Raw genomic sequence first — 18,842 nt, 5'->3', positions numbered from 1 at the left:
TGCGACCAAAACGGACAATCTTCTAGATCGCCGATCTGGCCCCCACTACTATGCCGTACCACCAGCCCTCGATGCGACGGTACAGGTCTGCGCACTGCAGGACGCGGACTACCAGGCAGCCGCGGTAGCTGTCGCCCACGTTCTTCCGCACGGTTTGGGGATTGTGCTTCTTGAGCGTGGTCTTGCTGAGCCTCGAGACGTCCACGCCAACCTGATCCGCCCAGTAGCGCTCCGCGGCCCGCACGTCGGCGGACTCGTGGATCATCACCCGGTACCCGATTCGCTCTGGTACGACTTCCAGTAGCCGCAGCCACGCGAGGTAGACCTCGATCATATGAGGGTCGCTGTTGATGAACACGACAGTTTCGTTGCGTCGGTACGGCTTGCTCTTTGTCCCCTCGGACCAGTAGAGCCCGACACCGACCAGGAACAGCTCCCGCTTGGTCATTCCGTTGATCTCTTGCGCGGCTGTGAACTTCGTCTGCTGCCGTTCGACCTCCCTTCTGCGCAGCGTCGCCTCCCAGCCGCGCTTGGCGATCGCCGATGCCTCCTCCGGGGTTCGCTGACGCTCCGGCTTCGGCAGATCCCGCACCCACAACGAGATCGAGCTCTTCGAACATCCCAGCTTCAGTTGGATCTGGTCGTAGGTCATCCCCGCTGACCGCAGCTCGCGCGCCTGGGCACGCAGGTCGTCCTTCGCGTTCGGCCGCTGTGTCCACGCGGGCGGTGGCTCGCCCTCCAGTAAGCGGTTGAGTACGTCGTTGTTGCTGACCTTGAGCCGGTCGCGGATCTGTCTGCGGCTCAGCCCCTCTCTGCGGAGGCTGATCGCCTGTTCCCGCAGTTCCTCGAAGGTGGTCGAGCCGTCCCGTAGGCCGCCCCAGCCGTCGCCGTCCCTGCGGCGTTGCGTTTCGCTCATGGCGGCAGTCTTGTTCGTACGGGGAGGCCGCGTGTCGAATGCTTGAGCGATTCAACAGTTCGAGTGATCCGGTGACGTTCCGTGCCTGTTTGGACGCGTCGCATGCTGTGCGCTCCAGCGGAAAATCTGTGGCATGCCCCCGTACGCTGGCTTGCATGACGATGACGGGGGAAACAGCGGAAACGGAGGCGCGGGGCGCGCCGGGCGGGCCGTGGTGGTGGCCGCGGCGGCGGAGCATGGTGTTCGACGTATTCATCGCCCTCGCTTCGATGGCGGAGTGCGCGGCTGAGGGCATCGGCTTCGCCGATGAGGCACGGATTCCGACGGTGGCCGGAGTGACCATCGGGCTGGTCGTCGGATCGCTGCTGCTGCTACGGCGCCGCTGGCCCATAACGGTGGTGCTGGTGTCCATCGCGGCGACCCCGGCGGAGATGGGCTTCCTGCTGACCGTGGTCGGCCTGTACACGCTCGCCGCTTCGGCACTGCCCCGCCGGATCACCGCGGTGCTGGCCGGGATGTCCGTCACCGGCACGTTGATCATCTCGCTGATCCGCTTCCAGCAGGACATGGCCAGTGACGGCTACGACCCGCCGTTCTGGGTGTCGCCGCTGGTGGCCACGCTGATGTCGGTGGGCATCACGGTGCCGCCGGTGCTGCTCGGGCTGTACAACGGCGCGCGGCGGCGGCTGGTGGAGAGCTTGCGGGAGCGGGCTGACGGGCTGGAGCGGGAGCTTTCGCTGCTGGCCGACCGGGCGGAGGAACGTGCCGAATGGGCGCGTAATGAGGAGCGCACGCGGATCGCGCGGGAGATGCACGACGTGGTGGCGCACCGGGTGAGCCTGATGGTGGTGCATGCGGCGGCGTTGCAGGCGGTGGCGCTCAAGGACCCGCAGAAGGCGTCGAGGAACGCCGCGCTCGTCGGTGACATGGGCAGGCAAGCGCTGTCGGAGCTGCGGCAGATGCTGGGTGTGCTGCGGTCCGATGAGGGAAAGCAGCAGGCCGGCCGTGGGGCGGAGCCCGCGCCGCTGGCGTCGGTGGCTGCCGCCGCGTCGGCGGCGTCGGCGGCTTCGTCCGCGTCGGCGCCCGCAGCGGGGCGGCCGGTGACCGCGGACGAGAGCGGAGGGCCGTGCCTGGATGAGCTTGAGGCGTTGATCGAGCAGTCGCGGGCGGCGGGGATGGCCGTGGACTTGTCGGTGGAGGTCGAGGGGGATGAGCGGGATTACGCGGCGCCGGTGGAGGCGACGGCGTACCGCGTGGTGCAGGAGGGGCTGACGAACGTGCACAAGCACGCGCCGGGGGCGAAGACCCGGGTGCGGCTGGCGCGGCGGCAGCATGAGCTGGCCGTGCTGGTGGAGAACGGGCCCTCGGACCGGGCCGCCGCCGACGCGGGGCTGCCGAGCGGTGGCAACGGCCTGGTGGGGATGCGGGAGCGGGTGGCGACGCTCGGTGGTGGTTTTGTGTCGGGGCCGACGGACGCCGGGGGTTTCCGGGTGTCGGCGGTGCTGCCGGACCGGATGGTCCGGCAGCCGGTGGACGCGGTGGGGGAGCGGGCCGAGAAGCAGAGCTGAGCTGTCCCGGACCGCCGCGGCGCGCGGTCGGCGGCGGTCCGCGGTCGGGGCTCGCGGTGCGCGGTTCGACGTGCGGGGTGCGCGGTGCGCGGTTCGCGTGAGTTCGGCGCGAAGGGCCGGGGTGGGGCTCGGGTTCGCGGGTTCGGCGCGTACCGGCCGCCGGGCGCGGGGTCTCAGCCCGCCTCGACCGCCAGGCGGGCCGGGCGGCTGCCGGTCACGAGGGTGGCCAGGGCCCGGTCTATGTCTCCGCCGAGGAACCAGTCGCCGGTGTGGTCGAGGCTGTAGACGCGGCCTTCTGTGTCGATCGTCAGCAGCGCCTGGCCGTCGGCTTCCTCGCCCAGCGGGCATATGGCGGTTTCGAGCGCGCGGCCCAGGTCGGTCAGGGTGCGGGCGAGATGCAGCCCGTGGAGCGGGTCCACCCGGAAGGGGGTCGGCGCGATGTGCCGCCCCGGGCCGGGGGGCTGGATGAGCAGTCCGCCGAACTCGGCCCACGCTTCGACGGCCGCCGGGAAGATCGTGTGCCGGTGTCCGCCGGGGGAGACGTGGTTGCGGAGCGCGTCGGCCCAGGTTTCGGCCTGCCGGATGTCCCAGCGGCCCGGGGTCCAGCCCGCTTCGCGCAGGGCGGCGTCCACGGCGACGGGGAAGCGGGTGGCCGCTGTCCGGTCGAAGGCGCGCATGTCAGCCTCTCTTCCTGAGCGAGCTGGTCGGTGCTGGGGCGGACGGGTCGACCGCGCGTACGCCGAACTGGCCCAGCAGCGCGTCGCAGGACCGGCAGGGCGGGGCGTAGCTGCCGTGCGCCGGGTCGCCGTCCTCGCGGATGCGGCGGGCGGTGATCTTCGACTGCTTGAGGGCGCGGCGTGCCTCACCGGGGGTGAGGGGTTTGCGACTGGCACGTTTGCTGCGGGTCGCCTCCACGCCTGTGAGGTACCGGGAGAGCAGGATCGCCTCCGGACATCGGCCGGTGAACCGCTCACGCTGGGCGTTGCCGAGCGTGTCGAGGAAGTCCTGGATCAGCGGGTGCAGCGGTGGTGGCTGGTCGGCTTTGCCCGCGGTGCACGTGAGCGTCTCTCCTCGTACGGAGAGTGCGGCGGCGACCGCGGGCAGGATGCCGTCGCGGCGGTGGAGTAAGGCGGGTGGCTGGTCCTTGCCGTCGGTACTGCTCCAGCTGAGCCGGGGGTCGCCCGGCGTGCCCGCGGCGTCGCCACGGTCCTGTGTGGTGTGCATCGTGGTGCTTCCCTCCCGTGCAATCCCCCTGTTGCGGGGTTCAGACTGCCAAATGGGACGCGTGGTGCGGAAGTCAGGTAGGCGTCTCGCGCGCGTCACCTGGCTGTGGGTGCCTGTGTTACCCGGTGTCACGCGCGGTACGTAACCGTCGCGTGACGGGTGCTGGCCATCGTGGCGGCCGCTGATGCGTTTTCGGCCCGTGGCTGGGAAGGTGCGCTGCATGCGTAAACACATCAAGCGATCGGTGATCGCCGCTCTCGTCGCACCCGTACTGGCCCTGTCGGCCGCGTGTTCCGGCGGTTCCGGCGATGACGGCGGCGGGAACGGCGGGGGCAAGGAGCAGTCGTCCGGGGGTGGTGACTCCGGCGGTAAATCGGGAGGAAATTCGGAAGGTGGTTCCGGGGACTCCGGTGACTCGGGTCATTCCGGAGGTTCAGGGGACTCGGGTGGTTCAGGCGGTGACTCGGGTGGCGGCTCGTCGGATTCGGGGGCCAAGCCGCTCGCGAAGGCGGGCCTGGAGTCCGCGTTGCTCAAGCAGGGTGACGTGCCCGGCTACAAGGCGCAGCGCAACCCGAGCGACGCGTTGCCCGCCGACGCCACGGTCGCCTCGGACCGGTCCGAGTGCCGTCCGATCGCGGACGCCCTCGGCTCCCGGCCCAAGTACCCGCGTACGGCGTACACGGCGGGCAGCCTGATGAAGGGTGACCTTCAGGGGAAGGGCGGCGGGACACTGAGCCAACTGCTGCTCGCCGCCTACAAGGACGGGGACGCCGAGAAGTGGGTGAGCGAGCTGCGTGCCGCGGTCAAGGACTGTCAGGGTTTTACGGCGATCAGCGGTAAGGGTGACAAGGAGCCGCTGGCGATCTCGCCCGGTGAGGAGGTGTCCGTGGGTGACGCGTCCGTGAGCTTCATCATGCGGGACAAGGCCGAGAAGGACGCGCCGGTGGCGATCACGGTGGTGCGTACGGGTGGCAACACAGCGACGTTCATCTCCGGCGGTACGAGCGGGAAGGCCGAGCCGGTGGGCCGTGAGGTGGCCGCCAAGCAGCACGCCAAGCTGGTCGCGGCGGCGAAGAGCTGAGGCGGAGGCGGTGCGGTTACCCCTGTTGCGCCACCGCATAGGCTGTCCGTAGTAGCCAGCAGCAGCAGGGGGCAACCGCCATGACGACAGGTCGGCTCGGGCAAGCCGCGCCACCGAACACGGCCTACGCCGGGCAGGTCGTGCACTTCCCGGACCCGGTCCGCGCTGCCCGGCACCCGAAGGGTGTACGGGTGGATGAAGACGGGTATCCGGACTTTTCGCCCTACGCGAGAGCGGCCGTGGAAATCGCCGAACCCCCCGAGGGTTTCGGCGTCGACGAGCTGCGGCTGACCGACTTCGTGTCGGCCAACGCCGTACTGCACGCTGAGGGCCATGAGCTGTGGGACGACGGTTCGTCCGTCGCGACGCCGCACGGCTGGACGTGGCATCACGTCGCCGGGACGCGGCGGATGCAGCTGATCCCCGTCGAGGTGAAGGCGCTGCTGCGGCACCATGGTGGGCTCGCGACGGCCGCCGTCGACCAGGACAAGCGCGGCACGCGCCCCCTTCAGGAGACCCGCCCAGTGCACTTCGGGCTGCCCAAGCGCGGCCTGTCGGTCACGGAGGACGCGGTGCTGGGCGTGGAGGAGGACCTCGGCTACCGGCTGCCCGACGCCTACCGCGCGTTCCTGAAGGCCGCGGGCGGCTGCGCGCCGGTCGGCGCCGCCCTCGATCCCGAACTGGGCCTGCTGGTCGACCAGCCGTTCTTCACCGTGCGGGACGAGGCAGCGGTCAACGACCTCGTCTACGTCAACAAGTGCCTGCGGGACCACTTCACCAAGGACTACCTCGGCGTCGGGTTCGTCCAGGGCGGGGTGATCGCCGTGAAGGTGAAGGGCGACGCGATCGGCTCGGTCTGGTTCTGTGCGTACGACGACGCGCGTGACCATGACGACTGGCCCGTGGCGGACCGGGCAGCGGAGCTGATGCTTCCCTGCGGTGACGACTTCGACGCCTTTCTGCTGCGGCTCGCGGGCAACCCCCCGGAGCTGGAGACGGTGGCGAACCTGATGGTGGACGGCGGCTTCGCGTACGTCGTCCCGGTGGAGGGATGAGCGCGATGGTGACCTTCGCGCAGGCGCAGGAGCGCGCGGAGCAGTGGATCAACGGTGAGGTCCCCCGCTACCAGCAGCGCGAGGTGCGGGTACGGGAGTTCGACCTGGGTTTCGTCGCGTGGGCTGAGGACCGGGCGGACGGCCCGACCTCGGCCGCCGGCTCCGAGGGGCGAGCGGCGGGTTCGAGCGGCGCCCGGCTGGTCATCGCCCGCGACAGCGGCGAGACCACGCTGTGGCCGGGTCTCCCGGTGGGCGAGGTCATCCGGCGGTACGAGGAGGAGTACGGCACACCCGGCGAGGCCCCGGCCCCCGAGGCGCCGCCGCAGCGTATCGACCTGGGGGCGACCTCCTTCCTGCTGACGCCGCCGGAGTGGCTTCAGGAGGCGGCGGACTCGATCGGCCTCGCGGACCGCAAGTCGTCGGGCGGTACGTCGGACGGCGCCGCACCGGTCGGTGGCGCGTCGGTCGGCGGTGGACCGGGTGACCGCGCGCCGGACGGGTCGGCGAGCGGCGGGCCCGGCGGATCGTCCGGCCGCGGCGAGCACGGCGGCTTCCCGGCCGCCGCCGCGTCGGGTGGCTCTGGCGCCGACGGTGGCGCCGGCGGCGCTGGTGGCTCCGGCGGTGGTGCCGGTTCCGGTGGTTTGTCGGACAGCGCGCTGGACCGGTCGCTGGACCACTCGTTCAACGGCGCGTACGACAGCTCGACGGGCAACGCCTCGGATGCCTCGGCGGGCGGCTCTTCGGGTGATGCGGTGGGTGGTTCGTCCGGCCACAAGTCGTTTGAGGGCGGCTCGCAAAGCTTCCCCGAACCGGCCGCCGCGCCCACTCCCGCCCCGCCGCCCCCGCCTGCCCCGTCGTCCACTTCGTCATCCCCGTCGTCCCCACCGTCTCCTTCGTCCCCGGCTCCGGCTTTCCCGGCGGCGCCGGGATCGTCCAGTGGCACGCCCTGGGAGGGCGCCGACACCAACCCGAAGGGCGACGATGGCGACCGCTCGGTCGCCCCGCCCGCCACCGTCTTCGCGCCGCCCCTCGCGGGCTTCGACGACGATGACACCCCGGTGCCGGGCGTCGCGGCCGAGGCCAAGACCGAGCTGATGTCGGCGGGCAGCGTCCTGCCGCCCACGGCCATCGCGCCCGCTCTCGACGGCTACTTCCTCCAGGCAGCCCCTGGCGCCTCGCAGCCCCCCGGCGGCCCGCAGGGTCCCGGCGGCGCGCAAGGTCCCGGTGTCCCGCAGGCCGGTGGGCCGCAGGCTCCTGGCGGTCCGCACGCCGGTGGCGGTGTGGCGCCCGCGCCTGCCATGCCGCCCGGCCCGCCGCCCGGCCAACCGGCGCCTCCCGCCGGACACGCCTCCGGTGGAACCGGTGGCCCGGGCAGCGTCGGCGCTCCCGGCGGCTCGCCGGAGTCCGCCGCGGCCGACATCGCGGACGCCGCCACCAGCAAGGCGTCGCGCGGCAGCGGCCCCTCGACGCCGCCGCCTCCCGGCGTCCCCGGCACGCCCGGGGCCCGCTCCGGGGACGCGGTCGGCACGCCACCGCCGTCAGGCCCGGGAGCCCCCGGCGCGCCGGCTGGTGGGTACGTACCGACTCAGCTCGTCTCCCAGCTCGACCCGGAGAGCATGGGCGCGGGTGTTCCCGGCGGCCCGAACACGCCGCCGCCCGCCGCCCCTGGTGCCCCCGGCGGCGCGCACGGCAGCGTTCCGGGTCAGCCGGGCCAGCCGGGTCAGCCCGGTGGCGTGCATGCCGTCGCGACGATGCTGGCCGGTCCTGGGGTGCCCGGGGTTCCGGGTGCGCCCGGCGCCCCTGGTGCGCCAGGCCAGCCCGGTGCCGGTGCCGGTGGCCCGCAGCCTCCCGGCCCGCCGGGAGTGCCCGGTGCCGGTGGCCCGCACACCCCGCCGCCGCCCGGCCTCCCTGGCGCCCCGGGCCAGCCCGGTTATCCGAACCAGCCGGGTCAGCCCGGTCAGCCCGGTGGGGTGCATGCCGCCGCGACGATGCTCGCGGGTCCGGGCGCGCCGGGTATGCCGGGCGCTCCGGGCGCCCCCATGGTTCCGGGTCAGCCCGGCGCCGGGGCACCGCACATGGCGCCGCCGCCCGGCCCGGGCCAGCCCGGCATGGCTCCGCCGCCGCCCGGCCCTGGGATGTCTGGTGGTCCTGTCGCTCCTGGCATGCACGGGGCGCCCGGGATGACTGGTGCTCCCGGGATGCCCGGCGGGCCCGGCGCGCCCGGCATGGCCCCGCCCCCGCAGGCGTACGGCTATCCGCAGGCGCCCTCCGGACTGCCCACGGTCGGGCCCGGCTACATGGCCGTCCTCCGCTACCGGGCGCAGGACGGTTCCGAGCAGCAGCTCATCCGTCGCTCGGCGCCCGGCACGCCGCACCCCGAGTGGCAGATCCTGCACGAGCTGCGTGCGATGAACGTGCCGCCGCAGCAGGTGCTTGAGCTGCACACCGAGCTGGAGTCCTGCGATCTGCCCGGCGGCTACTGCGCCCGGATGATCCGCGAGACCTGGCCGCAGGTGCGCATCAGCCACACCGCCCCGTACGGCCGCGACCACGCCACGCGTCAGCAGGGCGTACGCCATCTCATCGAGCACCAGGGCGAGTTGCACCAGGTCGCGGACGGCCCGGCCAGGCCCGCGCCGAACCGGGTGCCGCTGCCGCACCCCAACCAGGTGCAGCGCGCGCCGGCCATCCCGCCGGAGGGCATCGCGCAGGAGCTGCTGAACGCCTTCGGTCCGCAGGGCGTCTTCCGCTTCGACCAGCGCGCGGTCTCCAGGCAGGGCGTGCCGGACATCGTGGCGCAGACGCTGGTGTGGGCGGGGCTGCCCGTGGACTTCGGGCCGTTCTTCTGGGCCCAGGCGCAGCCCGGCCGCCCGGTTCCCACGCTCGCCGAGCTGGCCGCCGAGCGTCAGGTGCAGCCCGCTTCTGACGCGGGCTCCTATCTGGTCATGGGCAATGACTTCGGCCGTCAGCTGTGTGTGCAGTACGGCACGGCGCACATCGTGGCCGTCCCTGTCGAAGGTGGTCCCGGTGGCCAGCCCGCGCCCCCGCAGTTCGTGAACACCGGGCTTCCGGAGTTCGTACGCTGCATGGGTCTGTTGGGGTGGATGTGGCGGTTGCGAGCCACGTTGACGCCGGAGCAGGCGGGCCGGTGGACGGTGGACTTCCAGACCCAGCTGGCCGCGCTCGACCCGGCGGCGCTCGCCTCACCGGAGAACTGGTGGGCGGTGCTGCTTGAGCAGATGTGGGACGGCCTGCTCTGATCCCGATCGCCCGCGGGACGCCCTGACCGCGTCCCGCACCTCGGCCCCGGCCACCCAGCCGCGCCCGCCTGCGGGCCGGAGCCGCGCAGCGCGTCTGTCTTGGCGCCCGTCCCCGTCGCACGGGGCCGGGCGCCAGGTTTTTGTCAGGCGCGCGCCGCCCCATGAAGCCCCATGGGCCCACTTCGCCGCCTCTCCAGTGCCCTCTTGGGCGCTTCTCGGCCCTTCTCGGCCCCTCTCATCCCTCCTTCGGCTCTTCCGGTGCTTCCTCGCTTTCTGCGGATTGGGCTACGTTTCACAAGATTCGGAGAGATTGCGACTTCTCACGCCAATTGCCGCATCCTTGGCTGAGGCGTCCGAGGCGGAGTGTCGCGTTATGGGCATTTCGCTCTCATCCACAAAGATGTTCGTCGGATACCACCGGATAGAGGGGCTTTAAGGATGAGTGCATCGGTATCACCCCATGGCTTCACTGCTGGGCGGGGCCGCGGCTACCGTCCGGCGCAGGTGGACCAGTACCTGGTGGACCTGTCCGCGAGCCGCGACACGGTATGGGAACGCGCCGCACGTCTGACGGTGCTCGCCAACGAGATGACCGCTGAGCTGGAGCGGCTGCGCGCGGTCGTCGCCGAGCTGCCGCCGCAGACGTACGAGACGCTGGGTGAGGGTGCGCAGCTCATCCTGGCCACCGCCGAGCAGGAAGCCGCGCGGCTGCGTTCCGACGCTGAGGCGGAGGCCAAGCAGGCGTGGGAAGCCGCCGCTTCGGACGCTGACACCGCGCGCGAGTCGGCGCAGGCCGCCGCCACCGCCGTACGCGCCGAGGCCGAGGCCTGGGCGGCCCGCACCATCGATTCGGCGCGGGAGACCGCCGTCGAACTCCGTAGCACGGCACACCACGACGCCAAGCTGTGGCGGTGCGAGGCCGTCGCCGAGCTGAAGCACACCCAGCAGCGGGCGGAAGCGATCCTGGCGGCGCAGGACAAGGACCACGCGGAACGCTGGGACGCGGCGTCGCGCGACATCGCCGAGCACGAGGCCGCGCTGGAAGCGCGCGTCGCGGAGCTTGAGCTCCAGGGCGGGAGTTCCAAGGCGGAGGCGCGGCGCGCCTACGCGGAAGCGGAGGAGGCGGCTCGGCACGGCCAGGAGGACGCGGAGGCACAGGCCGCGGAGCTGGTGGCGCGCGCCCGGGTGTACGCGGAGCGTACGGAGCGCGAGACGGAGCAGGCCCTACGGGACCACGCGCAGCAGTACGACGAGGTCAGGTCGCACATGGACCACGTACGCAACAGCCTGGCGACGCTGATGGGGCGGCCGTCCGAGCCCGTCGGCCCAACGGAGCCGGACGAGTCGGCCGAGCCGTCGGCCGGGGCGGGCCCCTCGGCGGGCGCCGGAACGGGGCCGGGCGGCGGCGACGGCGCGGGGAGCGCGTCGGGCGCGGCTGACGCGGGTGGCACGGCGGAGAGCGCCGACGGCGGGAACCGTACGACCAGCGTGAACGGCACGTACAGCGCGAACGGCACGCACAGCGGTATCCGTGCGACCAGCGCGAACCGTACGACCAGCGCGAACGGCACCTACAGCGCGAACGGCAAGAGTGGCGTGCCGGGCGTGGCCGTGCCGAAGCCCGCTGCCGGGTCGCATCGCGTGAGCGACGAGGAGGACACGATCGAGGTTCAGCTGCCTACGCATCCGTCAGCGGAGTCACCGGCCCAGTGACGGCCTCGTCCGCCTGACGGCCCCGCCGGCTCAAGCGGACTCACCCTCTCCGCGACCGCCCCCGTCGCCGTCGTCAGCCCCGCTCGCCGTCGGGGTGTCCTCCGTGTGGGTGGGGAAGACGCGAGGGGCGAGCAGCAGCAGGATCAGCAGGGAGAGGGCGGCGGCCGCGGCGGCGCCGAGATACACGTAGTCCACTGCCGTGTCGACCGACCGCCGGAGATAGTCGGCGGCCTCCGCCGACAGTTCACCGGGGTGTTCGAGGGCCCGGGAGACGGAGTCGAGGTCGTCCGGCAGGTCGCCGCTGATGGAGTCGGGGGCGTCGGCGAGGCGGGCGGCCAGCGTGGCGTTGGCGACCGCGCCGAACAGCGCCGCCCCCACGCTCTGGCCGACCTGCCGGCAGAACAGTATGGAACCGGTCGCCGTGCCGCGCTCGGCCCAGCCGACGGACGACTGCACGCCGACGATCAGGGGCAGTTGGAAGAGGCCCAGCGCCCCGCCGAGCAGCAGCATGATCAGGGCGGGCTGCCAGGGCGAGCCGGGGTAGGGGAGGAACGGGAAGGCGAGCAGGATCAGCGCGGCCAGGCCGATCCCCGTCATCGCGCTCTGCCGGAAGCCGATCCGCTGGTAGACGCGGCTGCTGAGGGCCGCTGATATCGGCCAGCTCAGCGTCATCACGGACAGCACGAACCCGGCGGCGGTGGGGGAGAGGCCGAGGACGGACTGCGCGTAGGTGGGGAGGAAGACGGTCGGGGCGATCATCAGCAGGCCGAGGCCGCCGAGGGCGAGGTTGACGGCGGCGATGGTGCGGCGGCGCCAGACCCAGCCGGGGATGATCGGTTCGGCGGCGCGCCGCTCGATGATGACGGTGATCACCGCGCAGAGCGCGCTCGCTCCCAGCAGGGACAGCGACGGGAGCGACAGCCATGGCCAGGCCACCCCGCCCTGCACCAGGGCCATCAGCAGCAGGCTGCCGCAGACGAAGACGCCGAGCGCTCCCGCCCAGTCCACGCGGGGCCGCGAGCGGGTGGGCCGTACGGGTTCTCGCAGGTGGCGGGCGATGAGCAGCAGCGCGACGACGCCCACCGGCAGGTTGATGAGGAAGATCCAGCGCCAGTCCGCGTACGTCGCGATCAGCCCGCCGAAGGCGGGCCCGGCCACCGCCGACGTGGCCCAGACCGTGGAGAGCCTGGCCTGGATCTTGGGCCGTTCCTTGTGGGGGTAGAGGTCGGCGGCGATGGTCTGCACGGTGCCCTGGAGCGCGCCGCCGCCCAGGCCCTGGACGACGCGGAAGGCGATGAGGCTGGCCATGTTCCAGGCGGCCGCGCACAGCAGCGAGCCGACGAGGAACAGGACGATGCCCACGATCAGGACCGGCTTGCGGCCGAAGGTGTCCGACAGCTTGCCGTACACCGGCAGTGTCACCGTCACGGCGAGCAGATAGCCGGAGAAGAGCCACGAGAAGACGGAGAAGCCGCCCAGGTCGCCGACGATCTGCGGGATCGCGGTGGAGATGATCGTGGAGTCGAGGGCGGCGAGGGCCATCGCGAGCATGAGCGCGGCGACCACCGGACCCCGGCGGTCGGCGGGTGGCGGACCGGCGGCTCCAGGCGCCGGATTCGCTTCGGTACCCCGTGCGGTGCCGCCCACCGTGCTCCCCCATCGCTCGTTGTACGGTCCACCTTTCCATGCGGTCAGGGGCTGCGGAACCAGTCGTCCGGAACCTGTCCTCCGGCGGGGGAGCGCCGGGGGAGCGGCAGGGGAGCCCGCCGGGAAAACAACCGCCCGCGCGCGAACCCATGGGCCGGTACGCGCCCTTGGCGCCCTGTAAGCGCCGGTACGCCGCACACGGACGCGCCGACCCGGGCGCCACGGTCCGTAAGGGACGGCTGGGCGAGGGACGCCCCTACGCCACGGCCCGTACGCCACGGCTCGGACGGCGCTCAGGTGGCGTACGGCTCCCGGTGGCGCCTGGCGCCCGGCTCCTGGCTTCCGGGCGAGGGCGGCGACCCTGACGGCGGCGGACGCCGGACGTCGCCTCCCCTAGGGGGAGTTGGGTACTTCCCCCTACCCGCCGTTCGTCCCGGCGGAGGACGAGGCCGCTGACCTGCGCTCCCTAGGCTTGCTACGGGCGGCACGACCACGAGGGTGGGGTTATCCCCAGGTCGGATACGGCGCTGAGCACCATCGCGGCGGCTCTTCCGCTCCAGCAAGCTTAGGTACGCGGTCAAGAACCGTGGCGGACACCGACTTAGGAGACATACCGTGACAACGGCTGTATCAATTCCCAGGACCGGGGGCAGCGGAGGGCATACGGCCGTTGCCGCGCGAGCACGTCAGGTCGTCAAGGCGTACGGGGCGGGCGAGACCAGGGTCGTCGCCCTGGACCACGTCGATGTGGACATAGCCCGCGGGCAGTTCACGGCGATCATGGGCCCGTCCGGGTCCGGCAAGTCCACGCTGATGCACTGCCTCGCCGGTCTGGACACCGTGACCTCGGGCAACATCTTCATCAACGAGACCGAGATCACCGGGCTCAAGGACAAGAAGCTCACCCAACTCCGCAGGGACCGGATCGGGTTCATCTTCCAGGCGTTCAACCTGCTGCCGACGCTCAACGCGCTGGAGAACATCACGCTGCCGATGGACATCGCGGGCCGCAAGCCCGACAGGCAGTGGCTCGACATGGTCGTGCAGACCGTGGGCCTCGCCGGGCGGCTCAAGCACCGGCCGAACCAGCTCTCCGGCGGCCAGCAGCAGCGCGTCGCCGTGGCCCGGGCGCTCGCCGCCCGCCCCGAGATCATCTTCGGTGACGAGCCGACCGGAAACCTCGACTCGCGCGCCGGTGCCGAGGTGCTCGGCTTCCTGCGCAGGTCCGTGGACGAACTGGGCCAGACCATCGTGATGGTCACCCACGACCCGGTGGCCGCCTCGTACGCGAACCGGGTGCTGTACCTCGCCGACGGCCGGATGGTCGACGAGATGTACGACCCGACAGCGGAACTCGTCCTTGAGCGCATGAAGCACTTCGACGCACGCGGGCGGGTGTCATGACCGTCTTCAGGACCTCGATGCGCAACTTCCTCGCGCACAAGGGACGCATGGCGCTGTCCGCCATCGCGGTGCTGCTGTCGGTGGCGTTCGTCTGCGGCACGCTCGTCTTCACCGACACCATGAACTCCACGTTCGACAAGATCTTCTCGGCCACCGCCCCGGACGTCAGCGTCAGCCCGAAGAACGCCCCCACCGGCGACGACGCGCAGAAGACGCGGAAGCCGCCGACGGTCCCCGCCTCGCGGATCGCGGAACTGGAGAAGGTCGACGGCGTCAAGGCGGCCGTCGGTGACACGGTCAGCACCTCCATCACCGCTGTCGACAAGAACAACAAGAAGATCAGCCTGGCCGACGGCGCGCCGTCCATCGCCACCAACTGGGACTCCAGCGAGCTGAAGTCGACGGAGATCACCTCGGGCCATGAGCCGCGCGGCCCCACCGAGGTGATGGTCGACGCCGACACGGCCAAGAAGAAGAACCTGAAGCTCGGCGACACGGTGCGGATCATCGCCTCGCCCGGCGACTTCACCGTGAAGATCACCGGCATCGCGACCTTCCAGGTCACCAACCCCGGCTCGTCCGCGTTCTACCTGGACGACCAGACCGCGCAGCGCCGACTGCTCGGCGCGACCGGCGAGTACACCTCGATCGCTCTGACCGCCGCATCCGGTGTCAGCAACGACGAGCTGAAGAAGACCGTCATCGCCGAACTCGGCGCCGACAGCGGGCTCAAGGTCCAGACGAAGGCCGAGACGAAGGCCGAGAACAAGGACGAGCTGGGCTCGTTCCTGGACGTCATGAAGTACGCGATGCTCGGCTTCGCCGGAATCGCCGTCCTCGTGGGCATCTTCCTCATCGTCAACACCTTCTCGATGCTGGTCGCCCAGCGCACCCGCGAGATCGGCCTGATGCGGGCCATCGGCTCCAGCCGCCGCCAGATCAACCGCTCCGTGCTCTTCGAGGCGCTGCTCCTCGGCGTGCTCGGCTCGATCCTCGGCGTCGCGGGCGGCGTCGGCCTCGCGGTCGGCCTGATGAAGCTCATGGGCACCATGGGCATGAACCTCGACACCTCCGAACTGACGCTCAAGCCCGCCACGCCGGTCATCGGCCTGGTCATCGGCGTCATCACCACTGTGGTCGCCGCGTACATCCCCGCCCGGCGGGCCGGGAAGATCTCCCCGATGGCGGCGCTGCGGGACGCCGGTACCCCGGCGGACGGCAAGTCCGGCAAGATACGGGCCGTGATCGGCCTGCTGCTGACGGGCGGTGGCGCCGCGGGCCTGGCCATGGCGGCGAACGCCGACAAGGCCGCTGACGGCTCGATGTTCCTCGGCCTCGGCGTCCTGCTGACCCTGATCGGCTTCATCGTCATCGGCCCGCTGCTCGCGGCGTTCGTGGTGCGGGTGCTCAGCGCGGTCCTGCTGCGGATGTTCGGCTCGGTCGGCCGGATGGCGGAGCGCAACGCGCTGCGCAACCCGCGCCGTACGGGTGCCACCGGCGCGGCCCTGATGATCGGCCTCGCCCTGGTCGCCGCCCTCTCGGTGGTCGGCTCCTCCATGGTCGCCTCGGCCAGCGACGAGCTCGACAAGTCGGTCGGTGCCGACTTCATCATCGAACCCGACAACGGGCTGATCAAGCCGCAGGTCGAGCGCGCCATCAAGCGGGCCAAGGGCCTGGACCACGTCAGCGACTACAAGTACCTGGAAGACACCAGGATCACCACCCCGGCCGGCAAGACGGTCAAGGAGGACGTGGACGCCGCCAGCCCCACCTACGTGGAGGACCTGCGGTCCCCGGTCGTCGAGGGCAAGCTGATCGACGCGTACGCGAAGAACGCCATCTCCGTACCGGAGGGCTTCGCCAAGGACCACAAGGTCACGATGGGCGACGTGCTGACGGTCGACTTCAAGGACGGCAGGACCGCCAAGCTCACCATCCGCACCATCACCTCGGACGACACCGCGTTCAACAAGGGCGCGCTGTACACGAGCGTGGCGACCGCGCGGAAGTACATCCCGGCCGACAAGATGCCGGACAACCTGATGATGTTCGCGGTGGCCAAGGACGGCCAGGACCGCGAGGCGTACGCGTCGATCAAGTCCCACCTGGAGAAGTACCCGGACGTCACGGTCCGCGACCAGGCCGACTACAAGAAGCTCCTTGAGGACCAGATCGGCCAGATGCTCAACCTGGTCTACGGTCTGCTGGGACTGGCCATCATCGTCGCCATCCTCGGCGTGGTGAACACCCTGGCCCTGTCGGTCGTCGAACGCACCCGCGAGATCGGCCTCATGCGCGCCATCGGCCTCTCCCGCCGCCAGATGCGCCGCATGATCCGCCTGGAGTCGGTGGTCATCGCCCTCTTCGGCGCCCTCCTCGGCCTCGGCCTGGGCATGGCCTGGGGCACAACAGCCCAGAAGCTCCTGGCCCTTGAGGGCCTGAAGACCCTGGAGATCCCCTGGCCGACGATCATCACGGTCTTCATCGGAGCGGCAGCGGTCGGCCTCCTGGCAGCCCTGGTCCCGGCATTCCGGGCGGGCCGCATGAACGTCCTGAACGCGATCGCGACGGACTAGGCGGGCTGCCGGCCTGGCCTTGCGTCGAGCCCCGGGTCCCGCCCCCACAAGGGCGGGACCCACCGGCAGGACCCGGCTCGGCTCGGTGCACCCTCGGGGGTGTGCGTCGGGCCCTTCCTTACCAGCAGGGCTGGCAAAAGCACCGCTGCACTTGACGGCGATGCGAGGAGAGACGGCACGGTCAGTCATGCCCGTCGAGTTCGGGGCGCCACAACGACGCGATTCTGAGGGCGGTTCGGGGCCCGGCGCTTGTTTCAGGGCGAGTTACGGCTCCACTCGTCCTGTTTCTGTCTTCGAGCGCACTCCACGGCCTACCGTTCGCCTATGGCAAACACCCTTTCCGTAGCGGTGCTCGGCACCGGAATCATGGGCTTCGCGATGGCCCGCAATCTCGCTGGAGCGGCTGGCCTCGACGTCCGCGTCTGGAACCGTACGCGTGCGAAGGCCGAGCCCCTCGCGGCCGCCGGGGCACGGGTCGTGGACACCCCGGCCGAGGCGGTGGACGGCGCCGATCTCGTGGTGACGATGCTGCACGACGGGCCCGCCGCCTTGCAGAGCATGCGTGACGCTGGGCCCGCGCTGCGCTCCGGCGCCGCGTGGCTCCAGATGAGCACCGTGGGCGCCGAGGCGGTGGGGGAGCTGGCCGAGTTCGCCGCCGAGCGCGGGCTGAGCTTCGTGGACGCGCCGGTCCTCGGCACCAAGCAGCCCGCCGAGAAGGGGCTGCTGACCATCTTGGCGGCAGGTCCCGCCGACGTACGCGAGGTCGCCGAGCAGGTGTTCTCCGTCGTCGGGCAACGCACGCTGTGGGTAGGCGAGGACGGCGCCGCCGGCACGGCCAGCAGGCTCAAGCTCGTCGTCAACAGCTGGGTGCTCACGCTCATCAACGGCACCGGCGAGGCGCTGGCCCTCGCCGAAGGGCTTGGTGTGAACCCGCGTGCGCTGCTGGACGCGGTGGCGGGTGGGCCGCTGGACTCCCCGTATCTGCGGATGAAGTCGGAACTGATCCTCGCCGGGGACTATCCCGCGAGCTTCACCGTCTCCGCCGCCCGCAAGGACGCCCAGCTCATCGCGGACGCCGCCGGACTGGCAGGCGTACGGATGGACCTGGCGGCGGCAGCGGCCGAGCGCTTCCGCCGTGCGGAGGAGCAGGGGCACGGCGAGGACGACGGGGCGGCGGCGTACTTCGCGAGCTTCGAGGCGAAGCCGGGGGAGTGAGTGGCCGCCGGGCCCTGGCCCTGGCCCGGGCCCCCGGCACCTGGCCCTGGCCCCGGGCGGGGCTTGGCGGGCTCCCCCTCGCCGCGCCGTCGCCTCGTCGTGTCTCGGGGTCCGCCCTCGCCCGCCGCCCTCACTGTCTCGCTGTCTCGTTGATTCGCCCGTCTTGTCCGTTTCGCTTGCTCGTTGACGCGGTACTTCGTTGACGTTCCGCTTGGCCGCAGTCATTATGAACGCGGGTTCATGAACGTGTGTTCATCGAGCCGTGTTCCGTACGTGATGGGTGACCGGCAAGGAGGACCGCGATGAGCGGCATCGTCAACACCGCACAGGCCGAGGCGTGGAACGGATACGAGGGCGAGCACTGGGCTGGCCACGACGACCGCTATGACGCCGTGAACGGCGGCTTCAACGTGCACCTGCTCGAAGCGGCGGCGATCGGCGACGGGGACCGGGTGCTCGACGTCGGCTGCGGCAACGGTCAGCTGACCCGGCTGGCCGCCCGCCGGTCCGGGCGGGGGCGGGCACTCGGTGTTGATCTCTCCCGTCCCATGCTGGGCACGGCGCGCGCCCGGGCCGCCTCGGAGGGCGTCTCCAATGTGACCTTCGAGCAGGGCGACGCCCAGGTGTACGCGTTCCCGGAGGGCGGTTTCGATGTGGCTCTCAGCCGGTTCGGGATCATGTTCTTCGCCGACCCCGTCGCCGCGTTCGCCAACATCGGCCGGGCCCTGCGGCCGGGAGGGCGGCTGGCCTTCCTGTGCATGACGGAGCTGGACGGCACCGACCTGGGGCATGTCTTCGGCGCCCTGGCCCCGTATCTGCCGCGCCCCACGGGCGCCGACGGCACCGGCCCGACGTCGTTCGCCGATCCGGCGCGGGTCCGTACGGTGCTGACCGGCGCCGGGTTCCAGGACGTCGACTGCGTCCGCGTCGAGGCCGACCAGGTGTGGGGCCGGGACGTCGCGGACGCGGCCGGGTTCCTCGGCGGCTGGGGGCCGGTCAAGTTCCACATGGATCAGGCCGGGCCCGAGGCGGCGGACGGCGCCCGGGAGGCGCTGGCGGCGGCGCTGCGGCCGTTCGAGCAGCCGGACGCGGTGCGGATGCGCGGTACGGCATGGCTGGTGACCGCCGCCCGGCCGGTGGTGGCCTGACGCGGCCTGAGGCGCGATCGGACGGCCCATTACGA

At 71.5% G+C, this 18,842-nt stretch carries 13 protein-coding genes; 9 read left to right on the top strand and 4 right to left on the bottom strand.

The window, feature by feature from the left end:
* Nucleotides 1-22 precede the first annotated feature (22 nt).
* Nucleotides 23-916 carry a hypothetical protein gene (locus AC5P1B_RS18350; RefSeq protein ID WP_493888354.1) on the bottom strand — a complete coding sequence of 298 codons (894 nt, stop codon included), beginning with the start codon at nucleotides 914-916 and terminating at the stop codon, nucleotides 23-25.
* A 155-nt stretch (nucleotides 917-1,071) separates the two neighbouring features.
* On the opposite strand from AC5P1B_RS18350, the gene AC5P1B_RS18345 reads away from it, so the two are divergent.
* Nucleotides 1,072-2,484: a sensor histidine kinase gene (locus AC5P1B_RS18345; protein WP_493888353.1), complete on the top strand. Its 1,413-nt coding sequence runs from the start codon at nucleotides 1,072-1,074 to the stop codon at nucleotides 2,482-2,484.
* 173 nt (nucleotides 2,485-2,657) lie between these two features.
* On the opposite strand, the gene AC5P1B_RS18340 is transcribed toward AC5P1B_RS18345, so the two are convergent.
* Nucleotides 2,658-3,161, bottom strand: a complete 504-nt coding sequence (locus AC5P1B_RS18340) for an SUKH-3 domain-containing protein (protein WP_493888352.1) — start codon at nucleotides 3,159-3,161, stop codon at nucleotides 2,658-2,660.
* Between the two features lies 1 nt (nucleotide 3,162).
* Entirely contained in the window at nucleotides 3,163-3,708 is a 546-nt protein-coding gene (locus AC5P1B_RS18335) for a YwqJ-related putative deaminase (protein ID WP_493888351.1), read from the bottom strand.
* A gap of 220 nt (nucleotides 3,709-3,928) precedes the next feature.
* Between AC5P1B_RS18335 and AC5P1B_RS18330 the strand changes: the two genes are divergently transcribed.
* The 4 genes from AC5P1B_RS18330 (at nucleotide 3,929) to AC5P1B_RS18315 (ending at nucleotide 10,817) form a co-directional block, all read left to right on the top strand.
* Nucleotides 3,929-4,789, top strand: a complete 861-nt coding sequence (locus AC5P1B_RS18330) for a hypothetical protein (RefSeq protein WP_493888349.1) — start codon at nucleotides 3,929-3,931, stop codon at nucleotides 4,787-4,789.
* A gap of 80 nt (nucleotides 4,790-4,869) precedes the next feature.
* Nucleotides 4,870-5,844: an SMI1/KNR4 family protein gene (locus AC5P1B_RS18325; protein WP_493888348.1), complete on the top strand. Its 975-nt coding sequence runs from the start codon at nucleotides 4,870-4,872 to the stop codon at nucleotides 5,842-5,844.
* A 5-nt stretch (nucleotides 5,845-5,849) separates the two neighbouring features.
* Nucleotides 5,850-9,104, top strand: a complete 3,255-nt coding sequence (locus AC5P1B_RS18320) for an SUKH-4 family immunity protein (RefSeq protein ID WP_493888430.1) — start codon at nucleotides 5,850-5,852, stop codon at nucleotides 9,102-9,104.
* 504 nt (nucleotides 9,105-9,608) lie between these two features.
* Nucleotides 9,609-10,817 carry a cellulose-binding protein gene (locus AC5P1B_RS18315; protein ID WP_493888347.1) on the top strand — a complete coding sequence of 403 codons (1,209 nt, stop codon included), beginning with the start codon at nucleotides 9,609-9,611 and terminating at the stop codon, nucleotides 10,815-10,817.
* 30 nt (nucleotides 10,818-10,847) lie between these two features.
* Here the strand turns inward: AC5P1B_RS18315 and AC5P1B_RS18310 are convergent, their stop codons facing one another.
* Entirely contained in the window at nucleotides 10,848-12,368 is a 1,521-nt protein-coding gene (locus AC5P1B_RS18310) for an MFS transporter (RefSeq protein WP_493888346.1), read from the bottom strand.
* A gap of 711 nt (nucleotides 12,369-13,079) precedes the next feature.
* Here AC5P1B_RS18310 and AC5P1B_RS18305 point away from each other — a divergent pair.
* From AC5P1B_RS18305 to AC5P1B_RS18290, 4 genes are all read left to right on the top strand, one after another.
* Nucleotides 13,080-13,868: an ABC transporter ATP-binding protein gene (locus AC5P1B_RS18305; protein ID WP_493888345.1), complete on the top strand. Its 789-nt coding sequence runs from the start codon at nucleotides 13,080-13,082 to the stop codon at nucleotides 13,866-13,868.
* On the top strand, nucleotides 13,865-16,444 hold the full coding sequence (locus tag AC5P1B_RS18300; protein WP_493888344.1) for an ABC transporter permease: 2,580 nt from the start codon (nucleotides 13,865-13,867) through the stop codon (nucleotides 16,442-16,444). Before AC5P1B_RS18305 ends, AC5P1B_RS18300 begins: the two co-directional genes overlap by 4 nt.
* A 324-nt stretch (nucleotides 16,445-16,768) precedes the next feature.
* Complete coding sequence (locus tag AC5P1B_RS18295; RefSeq protein ID WP_493888343.1) at nucleotides 16,769-17,659, top strand: NAD(P)-dependent oxidoreductase; 891 nt, start codon at nucleotides 16,769-16,771, stop codon at nucleotides 17,657-17,659.
* Nucleotides 17,660-17,961: 302 nt separating this feature from the next.
* Nucleotides 17,962-18,807 (top strand): class I SAM-dependent methyltransferase, encoded by an 846-nt coding sequence (locus AC5P1B_RS18290; RefSeq protein ID WP_493888342.1) that lies wholly within the window; start codon nucleotides 17,962-17,964, stop codon nucleotides 18,805-18,807.
* Nucleotides 18,808-18,842: the final 35 nt, after the last annotated feature.

The organism is Streptomyces sp. A01 (genome assembly GCF_059026195.1).
Note: the sequence above shows the minus strand (reverse complement) of the source record. Positions and strands in the feature narration are given on the sequence as shown.